This window comes from Alphaproteobacteria bacterium LSUCC0396, assembly GCA_041228345.1.
Classification (GTDB): domain Bacteria; phylum Pseudomonadota; class Alphaproteobacteria; order Puniceispirillales; family Puniceispirillaceae; genus UBA3439.
In genome coordinates, this window is record CP166131.1 from 776,422 (window position 1) to 798,053 (window position 21,632).

23 protein-coding genes and 1 pseudogene are annotated in these 21,632 nt (G+C 51.4%); 9 read left to right on the forward strand and 15 right to left on the reverse strand.

All coding sequences use genetic code 11. From position 1 onward, the window contains the following. Nucleotides 1-19: 19 nt before the first annotated feature. From AB8881_03935 to AB8881_03970, 8 genes are all read right to left on the reverse strand, one after another. Nucleotides 20-481, reverse strand: coding sequence for a DMT family transporter (locus AB8881_03935; GenBank protein XDZ64043.1), 462 nt, complete (start codon nucleotides 479-481; stop codon nucleotides 20-22). A 53-nt stretch (nucleotides 482-534) separates the two neighbouring features. Further along, nucleotides 535-858 (reverse strand): NIPSNAP family protein, encoded by a 324-nt coding sequence (locus tag AB8881_03940; GenBank protein XDZ64044.1) that lies wholly within the window; start codon nucleotides 856-858, stop codon nucleotides 535-537. 75 nt (nucleotides 859-933) lie between these two features. Then, nucleotides 934-1,860 (reverse strand): dihydrodipicolinate synthase family protein, encoded by a 927-nt coding sequence (locus AB8881_03945; GenBank protein XDZ64045.1) that lies wholly within the window; start codon nucleotides 1,858-1,860, stop codon nucleotides 934-936. Between the two features lie 16 nt (nucleotides 1,861-1,876). Continuing rightward, nucleotides 1,877-2,521: an ABC transporter ATP-binding protein gene (locus tag AB8881_03950; protein XDZ64046.1), complete on the reverse strand. Its 645-nt coding sequence runs from the start codon at nucleotides 2,519-2,521 to the stop codon at nucleotides 1,877-1,879. Between the two features lie 20 nt (nucleotides 2,522-2,541). Further along, nucleotides 2,542-3,300: an ABC transporter ATP-binding protein gene (locus AB8881_03955; GenBank protein XDZ64047.1), complete on the reverse strand. Its 759-nt coding sequence runs from the start codon at nucleotides 3,298-3,300 to the stop codon at nucleotides 2,542-2,544. After that, nucleotides 3,297-4,232 carry a branched-chain amino acid ABC transporter permease gene (locus AB8881_03960; protein ID XDZ64048.1) on the reverse strand — a complete coding sequence of 312 codons (936 nt, stop codon included), beginning with the start codon at nucleotides 4,230-4,232 and terminating at the stop codon, nucleotides 3,297-3,299. The genes AB8881_03955 and AB8881_03960 overlap by 4 nt, the downstream gene beginning before the upstream one ends. Nucleotide 4,233: 1 nt before the next feature. Beyond that, nucleotides 4,234-5,130: a branched-chain amino acid ABC transporter permease gene (locus tag AB8881_03965; GenBank protein XDZ64049.1), complete on the reverse strand. Its 897-nt coding sequence runs from the start codon at nucleotides 5,128-5,130 to the stop codon at nucleotides 4,234-4,236. Between the two features lie 93 nt (nucleotides 5,131-5,223). Further along, entirely contained in the window at nucleotides 5,224-6,516 is a 1,293-nt protein-coding gene (locus AB8881_03970; GenBank protein ID XDZ64050.1) for an ABC transporter substrate-binding protein, read from the reverse strand. Between the two features lie 464 nt (nucleotides 6,517-6,980). On the opposite strand from AB8881_03970, the gene AB8881_03975 reads away from it, so the two are divergent. Together AB8881_03975 and pcaD are read left to right on the forward strand one after the other, a co-directional pair. Continuing rightward, entirely contained in the window at nucleotides 6,981-8,714 is a 1,734-nt protein-coding gene (locus AB8881_03975; protein ID XDZ64505.1) for a flavin-containing monooxygenase, read from the forward strand. A gap of 43 nt (nucleotides 8,715-8,757) precedes the next feature. Beyond that, nucleotides 8,758-9,546, forward strand: coding sequence for a 3-oxoadipate enol-lactonase (gene pcaD, locus AB8881_03980; GenBank protein XDZ64051.1), 789 nt, complete (start codon nucleotides 8,758-8,760; stop codon nucleotides 9,544-9,546). An 84-nt stretch (nucleotides 9,547-9,630) separates the two neighbouring features. Here pcaD and AB8881_03985 read toward each other — a convergent pair whose 3' ends face one another. Further along, nucleotides 9,631-10,254, reverse strand: coding sequence for a glutathione S-transferase family protein (locus tag AB8881_03985; protein ID XDZ64052.1), 624 nt, complete (start codon nucleotides 10,252-10,254; stop codon nucleotides 9,631-9,633). Between the two features lie 146 nt (nucleotides 10,255-10,400). Between AB8881_03985 and AB8881_03990 the strand changes: the two genes are divergently transcribed. Next, on the forward strand, nucleotides 10,401-11,567 hold the full coding sequence (locus AB8881_03990) for an aminotransferase (GenBank protein ID XDZ64053.1): 1,167 nt from the start codon (nucleotides 10,401-10,403) through the stop codon (nucleotides 11,565-11,567). 17 nt (nucleotides 11,568-11,584) lie between these two features. Here AB8881_03990 and AB8881_03995 read toward each other — a convergent pair whose 3' ends face one another. Next, nucleotides 11,585-12,766: a beta-N-acetylglucosaminidase domain-containing protein gene (locus AB8881_03995; protein XDZ64054.1), complete on the reverse strand. Its 1,182-nt coding sequence runs from the start codon at nucleotides 12,764-12,766 to the stop codon at nucleotides 11,585-11,587. Nucleotides 12,767-13,013: 247 nt separating this feature from the next. Between AB8881_03995 and AB8881_04000 the strand changes: the two genes are divergently transcribed. Next, nucleotides 13,014-13,703: a PIG-L deacetylase family protein gene (locus AB8881_04000; protein ID XDZ64055.1), complete on the forward strand. Its 690-nt coding sequence runs from the start codon at nucleotides 13,014-13,016 to the stop codon at nucleotides 13,701-13,703. A gap of 24 nt (nucleotides 13,704-13,727) precedes the next feature. On the opposite strand, the gene AB8881_04005 is transcribed toward AB8881_04000, so the two are convergent. After that, nucleotides 13,728-14,879, reverse strand: a complete 1,152-nt coding sequence (locus tag AB8881_04005) for an anhydro-N-acetylmuramic acid kinase (protein ID XDZ64056.1) — start codon at nucleotides 14,877-14,879, stop codon at nucleotides 13,728-13,730. 42 nt (nucleotides 14,880-14,921) lie between these two features. Between AB8881_04005 and AB8881_04010 the strand changes: the two genes are divergently transcribed. Further along, nucleotides 14,922-15,686 (forward strand): N-acetylmuramic acid 6-phosphate etherase, encoded by a 765-nt coding sequence (locus AB8881_04010; protein ID XDZ64057.1) that lies wholly within the window; start codon nucleotides 14,922-14,924, stop codon nucleotides 15,684-15,686. Here AB8881_04010 and AB8881_04015 read toward each other — a convergent pair. Next, nucleotides 15,675-16,208, reverse strand: coding sequence for a L,D-transpeptidase (locus AB8881_04015; GenBank protein ID XDZ64058.1), 534 nt, complete (start codon nucleotides 16,206-16,208; stop codon nucleotides 15,675-15,677). The genes AB8881_04010 and AB8881_04015 overlap by 12 nt on opposite strands. 114 nt (nucleotides 16,209-16,322) lie before the next feature. Here AB8881_04015 and AB8881_04020 point away from each other — a divergent pair, with 114 nt between their 5' ends. Beyond that, the gene (locus AB8881_04020; GenBank protein ID XDZ64059.1) at nucleotides 16,323-17,684 is read left to right on the forward strand and encodes an MFS transporter; all 1,362 of its coding nucleotides are present in this window, start codon (nucleotides 16,323-16,325) and stop codon (nucleotides 17,682-17,684) included. Between the two features lie 67 nt (nucleotides 17,685-17,751). On the opposite strand, the gene AB8881_04025 is transcribed toward AB8881_04020, so the two are convergent. Both AB8881_04025 and AB8881_04030 read right to left on the reverse strand, forming a co-directional pair. Then, complete coding sequence (locus AB8881_04025) at nucleotides 17,752-18,549, reverse strand: NlpC/P60 family protein (GenBank protein ID XDZ64060.1); 798 nt, start codon at nucleotides 18,547-18,549, stop codon at nucleotides 17,752-17,754. 5 nt (nucleotides 18,550-18,554) lie between these two features. Beyond that, nucleotides 18,555-18,959 (reverse strand): N-acetylmuramoyl-L-alanine amidase, encoded by a 405-nt coding sequence (locus tag AB8881_04030; GenBank protein ID XDZ64061.1) that lies wholly within the window; start codon nucleotides 18,957-18,959, stop codon nucleotides 18,555-18,557. 206 nt (nucleotides 18,960-19,165) lie between these two features. On the opposite strand from AB8881_04030, the gene AB8881_04035 reads away from it, so the two are divergent. The 3 genes from AB8881_04035 to gloB all read left to right on the forward strand — a co-directional run bounded on the left by AB8881_04035 (nucleotide 19,166) and on the right by gloB (nucleotide 21,281). Beyond that, nucleotides 19,166-19,861 (forward strand): HAD family hydrolase, encoded by a 696-nt coding sequence (locus AB8881_04035; GenBank protein ID XDZ64062.1) that lies wholly within the window; start codon nucleotides 19,166-19,168, stop codon nucleotides 19,859-19,861. 178 nt (nucleotides 19,862-20,039) lie between these two features. After that, entirely contained in the window at nucleotides 20,040-20,480 is a 441-nt protein-coding gene (locus AB8881_04040) for a VOC family protein (protein XDZ64506.1), read from the forward strand. 33 nt (nucleotides 20,481-20,513) lie between these two features. After that, on the forward strand, nucleotides 20,514-21,281 hold the full coding sequence (gloB, locus tag AB8881_04045) for a hydroxyacylglutathione hydrolase (GenBank protein XDZ64063.1): 768 nt from the start codon (nucleotides 20,514-20,516) through the stop codon (nucleotides 21,279-21,281). Nucleotides 21,282-21,387: 106 nt separating this feature from the next. Here gloB and AB8881_04050 read toward each other — a convergent pair. Beyond that, nucleotides 21,388-21,621, reverse strand: a pseudogene (locus AB8881_04050) (Rap1a/Tai family immunity protein). Between the last annotated feature and the right edge of the window lie 11 nt (nucleotides 21,622-21,632).

Below are 21,632 nucleotides of genomic sequence, written 5' to 3' on the forward strand. Positions count from 1 at the left end.
TACCAATGATTGCCGCGCTTCATGTCCATTTACCGTTGGCAATCTGAGTGATGACCAGACCGGTCAGCAATAGACTGGCCCCGCCAAGCTGTAGCAAATTCACGGGCCGGATTGGTGCGCCAAACAGGCCAAAATGATCAATCAGCAGCGAAAAGATAATCTGCCCCGATACCGCCATAACAATGAAATTGGCGACGCCAATCTTGCCAGCGAGAACCGTCGCACTAATTACGTAAAAAGCCACAACAAATCCGGCCAGATATTCAACTGGCTGCAAATGCCTGAACTGGCCAATGTCGGGCAGACCGCGGCCAGCCAAAAGCGCCACCATTATGGCAAGAAGGATTGCCACACCAAATAACAAAACACTGGCATGAAGCGGCTCACCAAACGCCCGGGCAACCCGGCCGTTCAAAATTCCAACAACCGGAATGAATGATCCGGCGAGAAGCGCCCAGACAAGATATTTGATATTGATCATTTTGGCATCTCCTCGTTCACCATGCCGTTACCGCATGCGCAATGACTCTAAAATCACGGATGCGGCCCCCAAGGGGCTGCATTCAAAAGCTGGTTTTGCTGACTTATTAGGAGCGGGCGAAGATCACCGGCAAAATTCATGAAGTCATCATTCGCAAACAGGCTATTCCAATGATTGCGGCGATCGGCATCATCATCAAATTTCCACAGATGCACAATCTGATGCAACGGGCCGGTATCAGAGATGAAATAGCCCACCAGCTTTTTATCAAAGCCCCCCTTTTGCAAGGCAGGCCAGCCCTTGTTGGTATAGGCCTCAACCGCATCTTTCATCTTGCCGACAGTTACCTGATAGGTTCGTAATTCGTAAATAGCCATGATCTTTTTCTCACTCAACAGTCTTAAGATTAGTCAAATTAAAACCTGGGCGGGCGCCATAGCGCGTAACCGCCGCTAATTTAGCAAGCCAGCCGCTATCAGCGCCCCTTTAAGACGGGCAATTTCCGCCGCTTCTAGCTTGATCAATGGCGGCCTTACAATTGCTTGATCTAACCTGCCAAGCAGCACCAGACATTCCTTCATCCGGTTGTGCATATCAAGAAACGGTGCGCTATAGAATGCTTGTGCTAGCGGGAAAATCCGGTCATTTACCGCACGCGCTGCCGCCAGATCATCGCGCTGCATCGCAGTAAATAATTCAACCTGCAAATCGGCGATGACGCTTCCTGCCCCCGATAATAATCCGGCAGGCTTCATCGAAAGTGACGCCATCAACCATGATGAATGGGTCGATAGCACATTCACCTTACGCGACAATGACTGAAAAGTGCGGATATGGCGCTCATGCAACATCGGATCGTTACACCAATCCTTGATTGCAACCACGCTTGGCACTTCATCAAAGATGCGCAGCATCGTCTCAACCGAATAGCCAAGGCCGGTACCAGCAGGATATTGGAACAAGATCAGCGGCAGGTCAGTGGCATCGGCAATTGTCTTGAAATGAGCAAGTGCCATATCGGGGCGCAACTGTCCGCCCATGCTCATGCTGTTTGGCGGGAACACCAATAGCGCGCTTGCGCCTTCGCGGGCGGCCATTTTAGCAATTTCAACGGCGGCGTGACTGCCATCGGCATAAACACCATTTACCAGTGGCAGCGCGCCGCCAACCTCATCCAATGATGCAGCCAAGAGACGGCATTGTTCATCACGGCTAAAGGCGTGTATTTCCGATGCGTGACCATTTACCGTGATCGCACTTAGCCCGGCGATATCAGCAACATCTCTTAAATGTTTACGCGACGCCTCAATATCAATTTCAAAATCTTGGTCAAATGCAACAAGAGTTGCCGGAATCACGCCCTGTGCTTGGAATTTCATCTTATAAACAACCTCATTAAGCAGTGACGATAGACCCCCGCTCAATCGTATATGTACGATCTATAACGTCCGACACATGTGCATCGTTTGACTCAGCGATGATAATTGACACACCCTCTCGCTTTAGAGACGCAAGAATTTCACCCATTCTAAGCGCTAGAACTGGCGCTATGCCCTCTGTAGGCTCATCAAGAAGCAAAAGTTTTTGTCCAACCATCAATGCCCGAGCGAGTGCTACCAACTTCTGTTGACCGCCGGATAATGATGTAGCCGCCATCTCTCTAAATCCTTTACACTCAGGAATGATTTCATAAATCCACGACAGCCGCCCCTCATATCCTTGTATATTGGTTGACCATACCGGCACTAAAATATTTTCTTCAGCCGTCATCTCAGGAACCAGACGTCTATCCTCAGGCATGTAACCTATCCCCATATGAGCGCGGCGATATCCAGGAGTGGACTCTAAAGCTTCAGCCTCAAACACAAACTTTCCACCGCGGATCGGCAAAAGACCCATCAGAGACCTAAGAAAAGTTGTCTTACCAGCCCCATTTCGGCCGATTAAACCCACTATCTCACCAGATTCAATTTCTAAACCAATGTCTCGTAATATTGGCGTTCCATTTATATCAACATCAAGACCATCCACTTTCAACATAACTAAATCTGCCTCTTGCTCTAGTGCCGCGTACCAATGACAAACTCTTGAACCTTAGCGTCTGCCAAAGCTTTCTTAGGAGACATGTCAGCTATGATCTCTCCCTGATAGAATGCAAGAACCCGGCTAACGTATCGCTCGACAATTTCCATATCATGTTCAACAAACAAAACCGTCACTTCGTCCTCACGTAGTGCTTCCATAACCACATCCATGAAGCCAAATTTTTCTTCCACTGATATTCCGCTCGTGGGTTCGTCAAGGAGAAGAATACGCGGTTCGCTCACCACAGCCATTGCAATGTCCAGTAACTTTCTAACGCCCTGAGAAAGAACATTAACCGTCATGTCTTTGTAGCTCTCTAGATGATATCGGGTTAAAACATCATCTCTACGCGCGAGCAGGTCGGGACTCTCCATTTCACGGAGCGCGGCAAAACCACGATTCTTAGCAATTGCAAGCGCAATCATCAAATTTTCTGCGACAGTCATCGTATGAAACACTTGAGATACTTGAAATGACCGAGAAATACCCGCGTGCGTTACCTCGCGGGGGCCTTTGCCAACAAGCTGGACTCCATCAAAGGCGATGCTACCACTGGTTGGCTTCAAGTAACCAGTGACCATATTTACAAAACATGTCTTGCCCGCACCATTTGCTCCAATTATTCCAACAATCTCACCTTTATGCACATCAACGTTAATGTCTTTGGCTGCCACAACAGCACCAAAAGTCTTTAGAAGATCACGCACTTCCAAAATCGGTTTTGACTCTGTCATGACTTGTTCCTTCCCAACTTCGAGATAAGGCTCCAAATCCCTCCTGGCAGGAAGAAAATAATTGTTAAGAAAGTTCCACCGACAATCAGCTGCCAAAGATGCGGAGCTAATTCAAAAGCATATGTTCTCAGCACTTCGAATACCAATGACCCAATAAATGGTGCAATCACATTACCCGGACCAGATAATATCGTGATAAAGACCAACTCCCCTGATACGGTCCAGTTGATCATTGAGTCGGGATCCACCTGTCCAAGAGACATAGCCATCAAAGCACCAGCACCACCGGCTAAGATCGCCGACATAGTGTATTTGAGGTGAATTGCATGTGCGACCGAAAAACCTAAATATTCAACCCTAATCTCATTATCTCGTATTGGAGTAGTGAGGCGTCCAATCGTAGTCTTGAGATAAAAGTTGATCAACAATGCACTAACTATTGCCACAGTAGTGATTACAACAAAGAGTGGGTATTTGGTTTCTGGCGCCACCCCAAAAATTGTAGGCAACGAAATGGCAAAGCCGTCAGTTGAGCCAAGAGACTCAGTTTTTACAATTATACCGTAGAGAACCATTGATATTGCTGTATTGAGCATCGCGAAAAAAATGTCGCGATAATTTCTCATTATGAAGCCAACCAAAAATCCAGCCAACCCAGCCAAGCATGCTCCACCCAGCAACCTCACAAACACATCAGTGACGCCTAACTGGATATCCAAGATTGCAACGGTATACGCTCCAAGGCCGAAATAAAATGCATGCCCGAAGGAAACCAACCCTGTCCGCCATAAAACCAAAAGCCCAAGAATAGCCAGAGCCCTAGAAAAGCCAAACATAAGTTGATTAACAATCCAGTTTGGGGCAACGGCGCCGAACAGAATGATTAAAATACCACCAATCAATACAACTTTTGAAGTGTTATCTCTAAGCATATTAGATCTTCCTTGGCTTGGCTGGCGCAAAGAGGCCCTCTGGCCGGAAAACCAAAACCACAGCCATAACAGCGAACACCACAAACAACTCAACTTGCGGTAACTCATGTACTGCAAGGGCCCTCAAGAGTCCAATTATCACAGAGCCAATTGCAGCACCCATTATCGAGCCCATACCACCAACGACGACAACCGCGAATGACAATACAATTACCTCTGTGCCAAGGCCGGGAGCAACGGATATTGTGGGAGCGATGTATGCACCGCCAAGGCCACCAAGGATCGCACCACCAATAAACGTTAACGTGTAAACGAACGGAACATTGATTCCCATGGAAATCCCCATTTCCCGATCAAAGATCACGGCTTTTAGGATCGTCCCCCACTTGGTTTTATTTAAGAGCAACCAACATCCTGCCGCCACTAGGGCCGCAACACCAATAAGGGTGAGTCCATATACGTCTCTGACAATCCCGCCCATTTCGACGGAGTCCAAAAGCGCCATTGGTTGATATGCAAAATAGGGATCAGTTCCAAAGGCAATTAAGATCACGTCTTCCAGAACCAAAAACAACCCAAAGGTCGCCAAGACTATTAGCACTTCATCGCGGTGGTACATATGCTTCAAGATAAGCTGCTCGATTAAAAAACCTAGCACCAACCCCACAATAATTGCTGAAGCCACAATTACGACGAAACCCAAACCGTCAGGCAAGCCCATTTCAGAGAACTTCCCAATAAAAAAGGCTGAGGTGTAAGCGCCCCAAGCGTAAAAACTTCCATGACATACATTAAGTATTTTCATCACGCCAAAGATGATGGTAAGACCGGCGGATACTATGAAGAGATAGGACGAAAACTGAAGCCCGTCCAACAGAATTGTTAGGAAGGTTTCCATATTAGTCGCCCCCAAAAGAAATAAATCAAAGTTCGAGAAAATCTAAAATCGCCAGGGCACAAAGTGGCCCTAGCGATTGCCCTTATTTACGGTTTAGCACTTCGCGCCCTTCATGCCACCATTAATCCATTCAACACTGTCAACACCGTCGGGGGGCAGAACACATGATGCAGGATAAAATTTAACGTCGGTAACTACGTTTTCTCCTGCTTCGCTATCATATTTGGTGATACCATAGCCATTTTCTGTTGCCGCTTGATGCCCACCACCAAGCTTCATTTCAACGGTAGTTGAGAATGACTCGAAGGTTATACCGCGTAAAGCATCAGCAAGCTGCTCGTCGGAGGCATCGCTGCCAGCCTTATCATAAGCAATCTTAGCTGCAAGAATTGCCTGACCGTATTGGTAAGCTGGGCCTGATGGATAAATACCGTATATGTCTTTGTAGGTATTGACGAACCACTGGTTTAGAACCGTGTCACGGTCCTTGACAAGGATCCCATAGGGACCACGGGCTCCAAGAACCAGTCCATCTGGCAGCTTTTTGCCTAATCGATAAGCCGCTGTGCCACCAACAGTTACCACACCAAGTTTCTTTTTAAACAATCCACGAGCCGCACCCTGGAAGATAAAGGCTTCCAAGTCGCCACCCCAGAAACTGCTGTGAACCAAGTCAGCCTTATCGAGTGACATCGCCGAAATTTCTGAGCCGTACTGCCCAGCAAAGATCTTCGGGAATTGAGTTTTATCTGATGCCATTGTGTTTGGCATAATTTGTTTCATGGTCAGATCAAAATCACGCCAAGAGTCTTGTCCCCACGCGTAGTTTTGGTTGATCCCTGTATAACCCTTTACATTCGGGAATTTTTCTTTGACATACATCGCCGCAGCAACATTATCTGAAGTTGCATGTCCCATAGTTCTAAAAACATATTTTCTCGGAGCCTCTTCAAAAATTCGAGGCGTGCCACATGTTGCAAAGATTGTGAACTGTTTCAGTTCTTCAGCTATTGGCGCCAAAGCCTGACAATTACCGGAGGAAATATAACCAACAATTGCGTCAACATTACGCTTTTCTACTAGGTTACGGTACTCAGCAACCTGTTTTGTTGCGCCGCCACCTTCATCGAGCTCGATGAGGCTGGCTGACGCACCGCCAAATCCTTTTGTATTATAAGGCGCAGGAAGCTTTCCGTTGTTTATTGCGTCAGTTACCATTTTAGCACCATTCATAGCGGGGATGCCGAATGGACCAGCCGCACCGCCTGTTAGGAACGACGGCACCGCAATCGTGATAGAGTCTTTCGCTTGAGCAAATCCACCCGTCAATGCTACAGATGAAACGGCCGCGATGCCCAAAGCACGCGTTAAAAATCTTCTATTCATAATGACCCTCCCAGTCTTTAGATTTTTACTTTTTGGCGTCGCCGCCGATAAAGACGGAATTATTAAGCGATACTGATTGAGGCTTCGTCAAGCTTTGTATGCAAAACTGCCTTGAAAATTATTTACCAAAAACACCTGCGGCGCCCGTGCGCCGCCAAAACATTTCACCGGCACCTATTCTGCCTGATCGGAAATAGCCCAGCCCAATGGCATGATCCGTTGCCGGCGCGGCGACTTGTATCACCAAAATTGCAACATCGATATTGCCACGGCGGTCGTAATGATTAGGATATTGATAGCATGTTGGCCGTGCCAGCTTTGAACATGATTCAGAGTAAATGGCGATAACGCTACCCTGTTAAAATGACGGCTTTGATAAAGGTTTGGGATAATTGAACGAGCATAAATCCATCACCACGATTGAAACGTTGGTTACTGACTGGCTTGGCCGTTTTAACGCGGTAATGACATCAAGAGCTGCGGCGTCGAGCGATGCGCCAGCTGGTCTTGCTGACCTCTTTCATGATGACAGCTACTGGCGCGACGCGCTGGCGTTGAGCTGGCACCTAAAAACCGTTACTGGCGCTGCGTCAATTCTAGATTTGCTTCCCAGTGTGGCGGCAAATTCGGGGCTTGGGCCGTTAACGCTCGACCTTAACGCCACCGCGCCGCGCCTCGTCAATCGGGCTGGCACCGAAACAGTTGAAGCCTTCTTCACCTTTAACACTGATCATGCACATTGCCGTGGTATTTTACGGCTGTGTCCGGATAGCCAGAACCCAGACCACTACCGCGCATGGACATTCTTTACCGCGATTGATGCGCTGATCGGCTTTGAGGAAAAAACCGACCGTAACCGGCCAACCGGACAATCCTATTCGCGCGATTTTCGTGGCCCCAACTGGCTGGACAAGCGCGTCACTGCCTCCAGCTATGACGACCGCGATCCCAGCGTGCTGGTTATTGGTGGCGGACAGGCCGGCCTCTCCATCGCCGCACGGCTGACCCAGCTTGGCATTGACACATTAATTGTCGATAAGAACAGCCGCATCGGCGATAATTGGCGCAACCGCTATCATGCGCTGACCTTGCATAATCAGCTTCATGTGAACCACCTCCCCTATATGCCGTTTCCACCGACATGGCCGACCTATATTCCAAAGGATATGCTGGCCTTGTGGTTTGAGTCCTATGCCGCAGCGATGGAGTTGAATTTTTGGGTCAGTTGCGAAGTGACCTCGGCAATCTATGATGATGATAAAGCGCGCTGGCAAGTGGATATAAAACGCGCCGATGGCACCCTAAGGCAAATGACACCGCGTCATGTTATCATGGCAACCGGCGTCAGCGGCATTCCCAATTTACCAGATATCGACAGCCTTTCAGCCTTCAAAGGGCCGACGCTTCATTCCAGTCAATATCATGATGGCGATGATTGGTCAGGCAAACACGCCATTGTTCTTGGATGCGGCAATAGCGGCCATGATATCTCACAAGACCTCTATTCAAGCGGCGCCAAGGTCACGATGATCCAGCGTAGCCCAAGCCTTGTGGTCAATATCGAACCCAGCGCGCAATTTCCCTATAAACTATATGAAGAAGATCGGAGCACCGATGAGTGTGATTTCATCACCACATCAATGCCGACCCCGCTGGTCAAAGCAGCGCATCGTCATTTCACCAGATCCGCGCGTGAAACCGATAAACCGCTGCTAGATGCGTTAGAAAAAATCGGCTTTAAGCTTGATTTTGGAGAGGATGACACTGGCTGGCAATTCAAATATCTGACCCGTGGTGGCGGCTATTATTTCAATGTCGGTTGTTCAAACCTGCTGGCCGAAGGTGCAATTGATCTTGTGCAATTTGATCAGATTGAACAATTTACCGAGCGCGGTATGCAGATGAAAGATGGCCGCGCCATTAATGCCGATATTGTGATTTTGGCGACCGGCTACAAGCCGCAGGAACACCTTGTTGAGAAGATGTTTGGCGAGATGGTTGCGGCACGCGTTGGCCCAATTTGGGGCTTTGGCGATGGGGTGGAACTGCGCAACATGTATTGTCAGACTGGTCAGCCCGGCCTATGGTTTATCGCTGGCAGTTTTGCGCAATGTCGGATTTATTCGAAATATCTGGCCTTCCAGATCAAAGCATTAGAAGAAGGGCTTGTGCCGCCCCAGCGACCAGCATCACAATAAACGGTTCTCCCCCCTTGTTCCCCATAAATAACGAGACATGAAAATGAAATTTGCAGCGATTAACGGCATCTCTATCCACTATCAATTTGATGATGCGGGCGCAGGAAAACCGCTGATTGTGTTTTCCAACTCGCTCGCCACCGATTTTCGCATCTGGCAAGATTGTGTGGATGACCTATCGGCTGATTATTCCATCCTACGTTATGACAAACGCGGTCATGGTCTCTCGGGCATGGGAACGCCGCCCTATCAGATTGATGATCATATCAATGATCTGGTCGCCCTGATGGATCATCTTGGGCTTTCTGGTGGGGTTGTTGTCGGGCTTTCGGTTGGCGGCCTGATTGCACAAGGCGTTTATCACGCTCGTCCTGACCTTGTACGGGCGCTGATCCTTTGTGACACGGCAGCCAAAATTGGCAATGCCGATATGTGGAATGACCGGATTGGGATTGCCCGCGAGGGCGGCTTGGCAGCGCTTGTTGACGCCAATATGCAACGCTGGTTCTCACCCGCCTTCCATACCGAGCGCGCAACCGATCTAGCCGGTTTTATTGCCATGTTTACCCGTACACCGCTTGAGGGCTACATCGGCACTGGCATGGCGATCCGCGATGCTGATTTCCGTGATCAGGCGCCATCGATTGCGGTGCCGACGACCTGTGTTGTTGGGGATCAGGACGGCGCAACCCCGCCAGATCTGGTGCGCGGTACTGCTGATATGATCCCCGGCGCTAAATTTGAGCTGGTCAAAGACGCTGGACATATTCCGTGTGCTGAACAGCCTGCCGCAATTATCAAGATCATCCGCGATATGATGGCGGGGCTGTAACGCGCCAGCTTTATTAAACAAGCCCTGATTGCCAGCCCGTATCATCGCAGTGAATTATGCTGAAAGCTGGTGATGACAGCATAATCAGGCTGGCTTTGTGCGGCGTGGCTGTGCTGCAATCGTTTCCGCCACGGATGGCCGCGCCCGCATTTCATCAAGCAATGCGTTCAATCGCGGCCTGCCTGCGCGCATCGCCGCTTTATCAAGATCCCAGCGACTAAGCATATAGAGGTAAAAATCGGCAGCGGTGATTGTTTGACCACATATATATGGGTCAAGATTAGCCTCAAGATAATCAAAAATAACCCGTTGTTCGGCACGCGCCCGATCTCGGATCGCCTCGGCGGCAGCGTCATCCCCATAATAGCGGGTGTGATGCTGGCGGTGATAAGCCGGATAGACTGACGTTGCCAAAAGCGCCAGAAACTGGTGATAACGATCACAAAGCGGCGTTCCCGGCGGCGGTGCCAAATCGCCAAAGCGGCAGGTTATATGATTGATGATGGCAAGGGTCTCAAAGACTTTGGTGCCGTCCGGGCAGATCAGCACAGGAATTCGCCCCAGCGGATTGGCCGCATAAAAGGTGGGGCTTTTCACGTCAGCCGGATCAGGAAACGAAATATCATAGTCAATTCCGGCTTCACGAAACAAAAATTCGACAATCAGTGATCCAGCGCCAGCCCTGCCGATAATGTGATATTTTTCCATTATAAAAATCCCCGTTTTCATGTCTGACCGCCCAGCAAATCATGCTTTATATCCGGCTTGTCTGACCTGTGATCTATAGTTACTCTGGTGTCCGATCATTTTTCAGGCTGTATTCTCGCCCCACATTACGAAGATAGGCAAGTCACATGTTTAATTCTGCTGTTGCCACCTTGAATGCACCACCTGTTTCTGTCGTGCTGAACTGGAAATCATCTTATGACGGCGCGAACGGGCCGTTGATTGATATGAGCCAAGCTGTTCCGGGCTATGCGTCACATCCTGATATTCTAGCCGCATTGGCCGCCGCCGCCGCTGATCCGGTACTTGCCCGCTATGGGCCGGTCGAGGGTGATCCAGATTTCCGCCGCGCCTATGCAGATCATGTCAGCCATATATATAATGCTCCTATTGACCAAAGCGAGGTGCAGGTCACTTCGGGGTGCAATCAGGCCTTTGTCGCAACTGTGCTGGCGATTGCCGGCCATGGCGACCGCGTCCTGATGATGCGCCCCTGTTATTTCAATCATGAATCGACCCTTGGCATGCTTGGGGTTGGCATTGATTATGTCGATTGCGATGCCGATGCCGGTTTATTACCCGATTGCGCGGCGATTGATGCCGCAATTGGAGACAAGACCCGCGCCGTCGCACTGGTCAGCCCGAATAATCCGGCGGGCAGCATTTATCCAGCACCACTTCTTGCCGAAATTCTGGCATTATGTCGGCGCCGCGGTATCTGGCTCATTCTTGACGAAACCTACCGTGATTTCTTGCCGCTTGATCAAGATTTGCCGCACCAGCTTTTTACCGAGGATGACTGGCAATCAACATTGATCCAGCTTTATAGCTTTTCCAAATCCTATTGCCTGCCGGGGCACCGGCTAGGTGCAATCATCGCTGGCCGTGACGTGGTTTTCCAATTGGCAAAGGTAATCGACAATATTCAGATTTGCGCACCGCGTGTGGTGCAAAACGCCCTTGCCCCCATGCTGGCATCAATGGGTGCATGGCGGCAGGAAAACCGTCAACGGATTGCCGCACGCGTTGCCGTTTTCCGGTCAGCAATGGATGGTTTGCCCGGATGGGATTTGCTCAGCAGCGGTGCCTATTTTGGATATGTGCGTCACCCTTTTATTGGCGTTGACTCGCGCCAGATTGCCGAGGCGATGGCAAGCAAAGCCGGCGTTCTGGTGATCCCGGGCGCATTTTTTGGCGCAGGTCAAGATGGGGCGCTTCGCTTTGCCTTTGCGAACGCGGGGCGTGATGTCATTGCCCAGCTTGGCAGCAGGCTTTCACCCTTCAGCCCATATTAGCATGCCTAATTTGGTGCTTATAATCCGCCCTCTATGATCTTTGTGGCGAGCGGTGCCAGCTGTGTCTTTTCGATCCGGTCCTGCGGCAATTGCCCATCGGCGAGCATAATATCCTGCTTCAGCCCCATCAGATACGGATACCATTCGCGTTGAAGTGGCGATTTCCATTGCCATAGCAGAATTTCCAGTGCCGCCAATGCCCGTTCGGTGGATGGCAGGTCAAACGCTGCCACAAATCCGTAAGGCGCATCAAAATATGCGGCGATATCAAAAAATGCGTCTGGCACACCGTTATCGGTCATAATCCGGCGCCAGCTCTCAATGCTGGCGTTTGCGCAGCGATTTTGATCGCCGTGATCACGCCCCACCGCCATCATCGTCAAAAGCAGCAGATCGGTCTCGATCATGCCGGTCGGGTTCGTCAATATATGAGCCGCCTCAGCCGCGCGCCATGGCCCAACAAAAAGGCGGCGCGGACAATAATCATTGGCATAGAAATTATCCCAGATGATTGACGACGCGGGATCCAACCGCCCGCCAGCATCGGCCGCCGGATGCGGTGCCACAATATCATCGCCGCAATAAACCACCAGATGTTGTGGATCGAGCGCGCTGACCAGATCATCAAGATAGACCAATGATTGCGGATCATTGGGGGTAATCAGGCTGTCGGCATAGATGCGCGGCACAACAATCACCGCCGCGCCAAGCGCCGCCCCAAGCCGGTTGGCAAGCAATCCATGCGCATTGCCCTCGCTGGTCAGACTGCCGCATCGCGCCTCAAAATCAGCCGCAATATCATCCATCAGTAATGCAATCATATGCGCCCCGCTGGCAACAAGGCTGCGTGCCTTTTCCAGCAGGATCACAAAGTCATTAAGTTCATTTTTGGCACGATCATTTGAGCCAGTATTGGCGTCATCAATCGCCGCAAAATCAAAATCTAATCCGGGCGCAATACCGGCAATGATATGGATATTTCTGGCCTCGGCATTAGCGGTAAATTTGGCAAAGCTTGCTTGCCATGCCGCGTCATAGGGCTGACGCCACAAATAGCGATGGTACGCATCTTCCTTTGGCGCATAAAAATAGCTTGTCATTCCCGCAATCTTCAGACCGTCAAGCAACCGGTCGCGGTCATGCCAGCTAAGCAGCTGGCCGTAATAGCCCTCAATATAGCCGGTAAAATTCAGCGCCATTTATGTCCTATCCTTACGCATATACTATCTGCTGCCGATTTATCACGCATCTTACGACGGATTGATCACAAATCGTACGATTGTTATTTGTCACCAGCTTTGCATCCGTTATCATCGCATCGGCAAAGCCTTGTTATGAAGGCCTCTTCACTAAAACCTATTTCTGGGCAAAAGCAAAATCTTTGTGAGACCAAGCGGGCATATTGCGAAACAATTGCCAGAAGCGCCAGATGATGGAGGGCAAAAGATGAACATTCTCGCGATTGGCGCACACCCTGATGATCTGGAAATTTTTGCCTATGGCTTTCTGGCGGCAGCGGCGGCACGCGGCGATAATCTGGTGCTTGGCGTTGCCACTGATGGGGCGGCTGGTGGACCAAATCCGGGGCTAGAGCTTGCCCGCCAACGCGCCGATGAAGCGCGCAACGGCCTTGCCGCGCTTGGCAAGCCAGTGCTTCTTGATCTTCCCGACGGACAGCTTGCCACTGCGCCTGATGCGCGCGAAGCGGTCACCGATTTTATCCGCAGCACCGCATCCGATCTGGTAATCACCCACGCCCCCGAAGACTATCATCCCGATCATCGCGCCCTGTCCGCCTTTGTCAGCGATGCGGCGGGGTTTATCTGTCCAGTATTATTTTGCGACACATTGATGGGGGTCGGGTTTACGCCTGATTTTTACGTTGATATCAGCCCGCATTTCACCGCCAAGCAAAATGCCATCATGGCGCATCACAGTCAGGATCCGGCAAGATTTGCCAGTGCCAGCGCAATCATGAACAGGTTCCGTGCGGCGCAGTGCAATGCACCCGATGGTCATTATGCCGAGGCCTACCGCATGGCGCGCCGGTTCCCTTTTACGGATATCCGCGATCTTTTGCCACCGCCACCGCCCTATCGGCCGTTTTATGTGCCGGGGTCTGACGCGCTGATTTAGGCGGGGCTTCACTTTAATCAGGTATTATTGTGAAACCGGCGTCACCAGAACACCGCCGCAAACCGGATGATGACACCCCGTTGTTTCGGGAAAGGACGTCGGCAATCCGGCCATATGCCGCGCCGCCAGAAACGCCATTAACTCGGCCTCCAGCATATCGGGGAAAAACTGGCCCTTTGCCGTGCTGAAATCAGGCTCAAGCAAGGCGCGCCCATACCAGCCGCGTAAATGCGCTAAAACACAGCGATTATGACGCCCCCCACCAGCAATCAGAATGCTTGATGGTGGCAGCGGCAACCGATCAATCGCGGCACCAATGCTGCCAGCAGTCAGCAATGCCAGACTGGCCATCGCATCTGCCGGGGTTTTTGCAAGCAGGTTTTTATCATCAAGACAATGGCGAAACGCCTGACGGTCCAGTGATTTAGGCCAGCCCTCGGCAAAAAACGGAAGGTCCAGCCACTGCCGGACAAGCGAATGATCAGCCCGGCCATTTTCCGCTAAGGCGCCGCCCTTATCGAAATCGGCATCGCAATAAAGCCGCATATAATCATCCATCAGCGCATTACCGGGGCCGGTATCAAACCCGATCATGCTGCCAGAACCATCGGCCCATGTCAGATTGGCCACGCCGCCAATATTCACCATAACCGCAGGCAACGCGACGCCAAGACGGGCCAGCATCGCCGCATGAAACACTGGTGCCAGCGGTGCGCCCTGCCCGCCAGCCATCATATCTGCGCGGCGCACATCATGCACAACCGGAATTCCGCAGCGCCGAGCCAGTAACGCCGCATCGCCGAGCTGGATTGTGGTGCGGCCAAGCGGATGACCTTCGTCACCCGATGGATTGTGATAGATTGTCTGGCCGTGGAACCCGATCAAGCTGGGGCTAAGCCCGCTATCTTTGATAAGTCCTGATACGGCATTGGCATGATCTTCGGCAATCAGCCGGTCAAGATGCAGGCGCGCAGCATCATCGCGCATATGCTGCTGGGCATCGGCAACAGCTTTCCAGATACCAGCTCTGGTTTCCGGCCGATACTCAAACGAGCCATAACAATTGACGCCCTCGAAATGCTGACCGTCAGTCCGCAGCACCGCCGCATCAATACCATCGGCGCTGGTGCCCGACATCAGGCCAATAACAAGTATTTCTGCCATTACCCCCGACATGCGCCCCTTCTCTTTTACCCGACTGCCGCCTATAGTGACCCGATGAGCAGCAGAAATCGATACCCAAATTACGGCAGCACTGAAGATGTGCCACAAGCGGCCCAGCATATAGATAAGCTGGCGCCCCTTGCAGCCTTATCCTTGATGCTTGACAGCCAAGCTGGCGCAATCCCAGCCATAGAGGCCGCCCTGCCAGCCATCGAAACTGCCGCAATTGCGGCTTATGACCGGCTGGTGAGCGATCCAGCAGGACGATTAATTTATGCCGGCGCCGGTACATCGGCACGCATCGGCGTTCAAGATGGTGCCGAATTGCCACCAACCTTTAACTGGCCTCGGGACCGGCTTGGGTTTTTGATTGCAGGCGGGCCGTCAGCATTGTTGGGCGCGATTGAAAATGCCGAAGATGATGCCAGCGCCGGTGCGACTGGCTTTACCGCGATGAATGGTGGCGCACATGATGTCGTTATTGGCATCGCGGCAAGTGGGAAAACACCCTTCACGATTGGCGCCATCACCGCAGCGCGAAAGGCAGGTGCCGTCACCATCGGCATCGCCAATAATCCGGACACACCGCTTTTAGCCGCCGCCCATTATCCAATTTTATTGGCAACCGGCGGTGAAATCATTGCCGGTTCAACGCGGCTGACCGCAGGCACTGCACAGAAAATCTGCATGAATCTGATCTCGAATATGATCATGGTCAAGATGGGGTTTGTTGCTAATGGAATGATGGTGGCGATGGTTCCAACCAATGAAAAACTGCGCCAGCGGCGGGCGCAGATTGACGCCGCGCTAGGGCAATAGCCCCGCATCAATCGACAGATATTGATCGGCATCCAGCTTTGCCATTAGCTGCAATAGCGCCGCGCGCTCAATCGCAACGCAGCCCGCGGTACTGGTTTTACCCTCGGCGATGCAATGCAGAAATATGGCACTACCGCGTCCGGCGACCGGCGGTGCATCATTAAACCCCAGCATCACCACCAGATCATAGGCACCATCATTACGCCACATCACCTCGTGGCTAGCGGTAAATGGCAGCGGCACATAGCGGTTATAATCCTTATGATCCGGATCATCGCACCAGCCACAATGCGGCGTGATCACGCTTTTCGGCAAGTCAGCATTCAATGGACCCAGCAAATCCTGCCGGTAATAGAGGTGGCGCAATGCCCAACGTCCAACCGGCGTTGCCATATCGCCCTCGCGCTTGGCCGCACCGGCAATAAGACCAGCCTTGCCAATAATGGCGCGCATCGGTGCCATACCCGCGGCCTCTAACCAATAGCCGCCCGCCCTATCACGCAGCAAACACAAGTCCGGCATCGCATCGTTCCCCTATCAAATCAGGTCAAATTCGGTCAGCATTGCGATTATGCCTTTTCCCGCCGCCATCGCCCAGTCTATCATAGCAAATGCAATCTGATGGAGCCACGGGGAATGGGTGATTTCAAAGCGGGTTTGGCGGCCTATCGTGACCGGCGAATGCTTCGGATATTATTGCTTGGCGCGATGAGCGGTTTTCCATGGGTGTTGATCGGCTCATCACTATCATTATGGTTGAACGAAGATGGCCTAAGCCGGTCTGCCATTGGCTGGGCTGGATTGATCTTTAGCGTCTATGCGGTAAATTTTTTGTGGGCGCCGCTGATCGACCGTATTCGTATTCCCCAACTTGCCAGTAAAATCGGCCAACGCAAGGCTTGGATTCTTTGCTTTCAGATCATCATCCTTGTGGCTCTTCTGATCTGGAGCTTGCTGCGACCAGCCGAGGATATCTGGTTAGTTATGGCAGTTGGCTTGGTCATTGCCACCGCATCCGCATCACAAGACATCACCATTGACGCCTTGCGCATCGAACAGATTGACGCTTCGGAAAAAAGCGCGATGGCAGCAGGTGCCGCAATCCATGTCACCGGATGGTGGAGCGGGTATAAAATTGGCGGCATCGTTGCGTTATTTACCGCTGATTTATTGCAGAATGCTGGCTATGAAAATTACTGGCAATTGACCTTTGTCGGGTTAGGCGGGCTCGTTGTTCTGGCAAATATCGGGCTGTTATTCATCCCCGAGGCTAGTGCCAACGCCCGCATCAAAGCACAAAATAAAGCCCAGCAAGACATCGCTGACAAACTACGCAGCGACAGCCGCGCAGCAAAAATCATCGGCTTTCTTGGCAGTACAGTCTGGGCACCACTTGCCAGCTTTTTCCGGCATAACGGCGTTGCCATTGGGCTTGGGATACTTGGTTTTGTTCTGCTGTTCAAAATTGGCGAAGCCTTTATGGGCAAAATGTCATTAATCTTCTATTCCGAAATTGGCTTTTCAAAATCGGATATCGCCCTTTATTCCAAAGGTATTGGCTGGGTGACCACAGTTGTCTTTACATTGCTTGGCGGATTTTTTGCCATCCGGTCAGGTGCTTTGCGCGCCCTGTTTATCGCTGGCATTGCCATGGCTGCCACCAATGTCATGTTCAGTATTCTGGCATGGACCGGCAAATCCGAATGGGTGTTTGCAGTGGCGGTTCTTTTAGATGACATCGCCGCCGCCTTTGCGACAGTTGCCTTTGTGACTTTTATTTCGCTGCTTGTTGATCGCACCTATACCGCCACGCAATATGCGTTACTGGCGTCAATTGGCACGATTGGGCGGACCACGCTTGCCGCATCATCCGGGGCAATGATTGATTGGCTTGGCGGTGATTGGGGGCTGTTTTTTGTAATTACCGCGTTAATGGTATTGCCATCGCTTTGCCTGCTTTGGATGCTGCGCGATAAAATCCAGCTGAATGGAGGTTAGGGCTAAACCGGCTAGCCAGCCATGCCAGCGAAATGATCTCGCCGCTTAATATCGTATTATTGATAGATCATATGACCGGCCGCCGAAGCGCTGTTACCGGCCCGGCAATAGTGGCGATACGCTCGACCGCATGATCTAGTGGCTCGCTTGCCACTGCCATATGATGCGCGTTGGCGTGCAGCAATCTCGCGTCATCCTGCATGATGCCAACATGGCCATGCCAAAACACCAGATCACCGCGGCAAAGTGCCGTCAGATCACTGATCGGGGATCCAATCTTATGCTGCGGGCCGGAATCACGCGGCACATCTAATCCAGCTGCTGCCAAGGTCAGCTGCACTAACGCCGAGCAATCCAGCCCCCATGCGGTGCGCCCACCCCATTTATAGGGGCTGCCGATCAACCGCTCGCCAAGCCCGACCCAATCATCAATTTTGGTATCTGCGGCGGGCAGGTGATTATCATCTGCCGCCAGTGGCAACAGATGCCGGCATGGCAAAAATCCATCACCATTAGCTGTGACGATCTTGGCACGATCACCGGTAATCTCCCTCACCGTCACCAAGGCACCAAGCGACAGCCCAAAACGCCCCGGGCTTTTAATATCGGCGGCACTGGTGACATCACTCATCGGCACCATAATTTGCGCGGTTGGTGGCGGCATGTCGCCAAGACATTCACGCGGCACCCAGCCCTGATACCTATCAGTGCCAAGCGTTCCAAAAACAAATCCGTCAATCGGCATCACTCCGCCATCGGCAATGTCAAACCGCTCGCCAAAAAGACATTCACTATCAAGGGGGGCATCTGCCTTTGGGCCGGATAGCAGCGGTGCCGATGGTGTAATAATGCGCGTCGCCAACATCAGATTTACAGCCCAACCCTTTCGCACCATTGTGCGACATCAAAATTTGGACAGGTCTTTGGCGTATATTCAAAATCACGATGGCCGCAGATTTCAGCAGCCGGATAGGTTTTGCGCCACTCACGAAGCACGGTCTCCAGAGCGGCAAATTGCGCATCGGTAAAATCATTCCGCCCGATCAGACAAACGCCAAGGCTTATCTCATTAAAGCCTTTGACATGGGCACCAACCCAGTAATCAGGACGGCCATGTTCGATCCGCCCATCACGGCAAATCACCCGATGATAGCCCACCCCATGCCAGCCAAACGCAAGATGCATCTGGTGAATATCACGCGCACCAAGGTTTTGGTCATCCGGCGTATCAGCACAATGCACCACTAAGTAACGGATGTTTTCAGCTTTCAACATTGCGCAATCGTCCAGTCCTTTTGACTATTTATAACAGTACCACCGGCACAGCGGCGGTTTGGCACCCGCTTGATACCCACATGCCACCCGCTGGGCAAAGCAGATCGTTGGCATTTTCATTTGACAGCGAAACGTGCCATAGTCGCCCAGCGTGCTAAGAGCCAAATCATCGCACAGGTAAAAGCCGCATTCATAGGGAAATATTCATGCCATTATCACCGGTAAAATCACCAATTGAAATTAGCCGGATCAAGGCTGTCATTTTTGATATGGACGGGCTTTTGCTTGATACAGAAACCCTTTCATTCCAGTCATTTGTTACCACAGCATCGCGCTATGATCTGAACGTTGGCATTGATGATTATCGCGGCATGATCGGGCTGAACGCGGCTACCGGCATTGATATTCTTCGGGCGATGCTGCCGCCTCATATGGATGCCGTTGCCTTTAAAAATGAATGGCTCGATGTTTATCGCCAATTGCTGGTTGGTGATGTGCCGGTAAAGGCCAGAGCATATGCAGTTCTGAGAGGTTTTCAGCAGATGGATATGCCGCTTGCGGTTGCCACCTCATCATCTGGCAGCAAAGCGCGTGACATTCTAACAAGAACCGGCCTGATGCCCTATCTTCGGCATGTGACCGGCGGCGATGAGGTGCCTGCTGGAAAACCTGCACCAGATGTGTATCTGGACGTTGCGCAAAAACTAGGCATTGCACCTGATGATTGTCTTGCGTTTGAAGATTCGAACAACGGAACGACGGCGGCTATCGCTGCTGGCATGAAGGTTATTCAGATACCCGATTTGGCACCGCCAAACCGGACCCCCAATCCACCAGATTTTCAGATTTGTTCCAGCCTGACCGAGGCCGCCGCAATGATCGGTTTACAGCTTGACGAATAACCCAGCTTGAAATCAAATTTCAGGATAAAACCTATGAGCGATGCCGCCGGGGCGCGCCGACAATTGGCTAGACATGGCTCTGGCATGGCGCCTATCATGGGCTTTGGTTATAATGGCGAGGCAGCCGCCGTTAAATAAGGCAGCAAAACTGGCCAGCAAGATAGGAGCGATGGTAGCTATGCGGTTTCTTCACACAATGGTTCGGGTTCGTGATGTCGAGCAATCACTTGATTTTTATTGTAAAAAACTTGGGCTTGTTGAGATGCGCCGCAAAGACGTTCCCCAAGGGCGGTTTACCTTGATCTTTCTTGCCGCACCAAAGGACAAGGACAGCAGCCTCGCCGCCATGGCACCGGAATTGGAATTGACCTTTAACTGGGATCCTGAAGATTATGATTACGGCCGGAATTTTGGACACCTCGCCTATAAGGTCGATAATATCTATGATACCTGCCAGCGGCTGATGGATGCTGGCGTTGTGATTAATCGCCCGCCGCGTGATGGGCGTATGGCCTTTATCAAGTCACCGGATAATATTTCGATCGAACTGCTGCAAGAGGGCGATTCATTGCCGCCAGCCGAACCATGGCTGTCGATGGAAAATACCGGAAGCTGGTAGATAAACACACCGCTGGTTTAATCGGAGAGATCAATGGCCTTTCAAACACATCAATTCCCCTATGGTGACGATAATTACGGACTTTTGCTGCATTGCACTGACAGCAATCTAACCGCCTGTATTGATGCCGGCGACGCCGACGCCACCGCGGCCGCATTGGCCGAAACTGGCTGGCAATTAAGCCATATATTTATCACTCATCATCATGGCGATCATACTGCCGGCCTTGCCGATTTGAAACAGCGCCATAACGCCACCGTAATGGGTCCAGTTATTGATAGTGCTGCCAGCGCGCTTTATGATGTCAGACTTGGCGACGGTGATCATTTTGACTTTGCTGGACGGCGGGTTGATGTGATTGCAACGCCGGGTCACACCCTAGATATGCTGAATTTCCACATTGCATCCGAAGATATGGTTTGCACCGGTGATACCCTATTTGTTATGGGATGCGGCCGTATTTTTGAGGGTGATGCCGATATGATGTGGGCGTCACTGGAAAAGCTGTTGGCGCTTCCTGATCACACAATCATCTATTGCAGCCATGAATACACCATTGCCAATGCTTCATTTGCGCGCGCCGTTGACCCTGATAATGCGGCGCTTGCCGCGCGTCAGGAGGCGATCGCCGAATTGCGCAACGGCGGCCTGCCGACCGTGCCAACAAGGCTGGATCTTGAGAAAGCGACAAACCCTTTTTTACGGGTAGATAACGCGGCAATCCGCGCGCATCTGGGCATGGAACAGGCAAGCAATGCGGCGGTTTTTGCCGAAATCCGGAAACGCAAAGATAACTTTTAAGGACAAGACGGTTTTACCCCTTAAAGATTTTACCCAAAAAGATGTTCATCTAATGCGGGGCTGTTTAGGGCTTGGCCTTTCCTAAGATCGTGATATCAGCGGCCGCCTATCGACAGCCATAAGCGTCCTTGATTGCACCCCAAATGAGTAACGTTGCCGCAAGGTCAAGATTAGCCTCTGGCCGCGCCAGCCATGTCATCGTTGTGTCCTTTAACTGATCTGGCGATATGCCGTCGGGAAGGCAGAAATGCCGTTTTGTTCCGCTAGCTTTCTCGCCCATCAAATCAATCGTGGTAAACGCATCAACAGCGCCGGCGATATAGACAAAACAGACAGCCTCGTCATTTGGGT

Coding starts and splice junctions, on each gene's coding strand:
- AB8881_03970 (XDZ64050.1), bottom strand. CDS start 6,516: ATGAATAGAAGATTTTTAACGCGTGCTTTGGGCATCGCGGCCGTTTCA.
- AB8881_04025 (XDZ64060.1), bottom strand. CDS start 18,549: ATGTTGGCGACGCGCATTATTACACCATCGGCACCGCTGCTATCCGGC.
- AB8881_04020 (XDZ64059.1), top strand. CDS start 16,323: ATGGGTGATTTCAAAGCGGGTTTGGCGGCCTATCGTGACCGGCGAATG.
- AB8881_03960 (XDZ64048.1), bottom strand. CDS start 4,232: ATGCTTAGAGATAACACTTCAAAAGTTGTATTGATTGGTGGTATTTTA.
- AB8881_04005 (XDZ64056.1), bottom strand. CDS start 14,879: ATGTCGGGGGTAATGGCAGAAATACTTGTTATTGGCCTGATGTCGGGC.
- AB8881_03990 (XDZ64053.1), top strand. CDS start 10,401: ATGTTTAATTCTGCTGTTGCCACCTTGAATGCACCACCTGTTTCTGTC.
- pcaD (XDZ64051.1), top strand. CDS start 8,758: ATGAAATTTGCAGCGATTAACGGCATCTCTATCCACTATCAATTTGAT.
- AB8881_03935 (XDZ64043.1), bottom strand. CDS start 481: ATGATCAATATCAAATATCTTGTCTGGGCGCTTCTCGCCGGATCATTC.
- AB8881_03975 (XDZ64505.1), top strand. CDS start 6,981: ATGACATCAAGAGCTGCGGCGTCGAGCGATGCGCCAGCTGGTCTTGCT.
- AB8881_04030 (XDZ64061.1), bottom strand. CDS start 18,959: ATGTTGAAAGCTGAAAACATCCGTTACTTAGTGGTGCATTGTGCTGAT.
- gloB (XDZ64063.1), top strand. CDS start 20,514: ATGGCCTTTCAAACACATCAATTCCCCTATGGTGACGATAATTACGGA.
- AB8881_04035 (XDZ64062.1), top strand. CDS start 19,166: ATGCCATTATCACCGGTAAAATCACCAATTGAAATTAGCCGGATCAAG.
- AB8881_04000 (XDZ64055.1), top strand. CDS start 13,014: ATGAACATTCTCGCGATTGGCGCACACCCTGATGATCTGGAAATTTTT.
- AB8881_03985 (XDZ64052.1), bottom strand. CDS start 10,254: ATGGAAAAATATCACATTATCGGCAGGGCTGGCGCTGGATCACTGATT.
- AB8881_03950 (XDZ64046.1), bottom strand. CDS start 2,521: ATGTTGAAAGTGGATGGTCTTGATGTTGATATAAATGGAACGCCAATA.
- AB8881_03945 (XDZ64045.1), bottom strand. CDS start 1,860: ATGAAATTCCAAGCACAGGGCGTGATTCCGGCAACTCTTGTTGCATTT.
- AB8881_04040 (XDZ64506.1), top strand. CDS start 20,040: ATGCGGTTTCTTCACACAATGGTTCGGGTTCGTGATGTCGAGCAATCA.
- AB8881_03965 (XDZ64049.1), bottom strand. CDS start 5,130: ATGGAAACCTTCCTAACAATTCTGTTGGACGGGCTTCAGTTTTCGTCC.
- AB8881_03995 (XDZ64054.1), bottom strand. CDS start 12,766: ATGGCGCTGAATTTTACCGGCTATATTGAGGGCTATTACGGCCAGCTG.
- AB8881_04010 (XDZ64057.1), top strand. CDS start 14,922: ATGAGCAGCAGAAATCGATACCCAAATTACGGCAGCACTGAAGATGTG.
- AB8881_03955 (XDZ64047.1), bottom strand. CDS start 3,300: ATGACAGAGTCAAAACCGATTTTGGAAGTGCGTGATCTTCTAAAGACT.
- AB8881_04015 (XDZ64058.1), bottom strand. CDS start 16,208: ATGCCGGACTTGTGTTTGCTGCGTGATAGGGCGGGCGGCTATTGGTTA.
- AB8881_03940 (XDZ64044.1), bottom strand. CDS start 858: ATGGCTATTTACGAATTACGAACCTATCAGGTAACTGTCGGCAAGATG.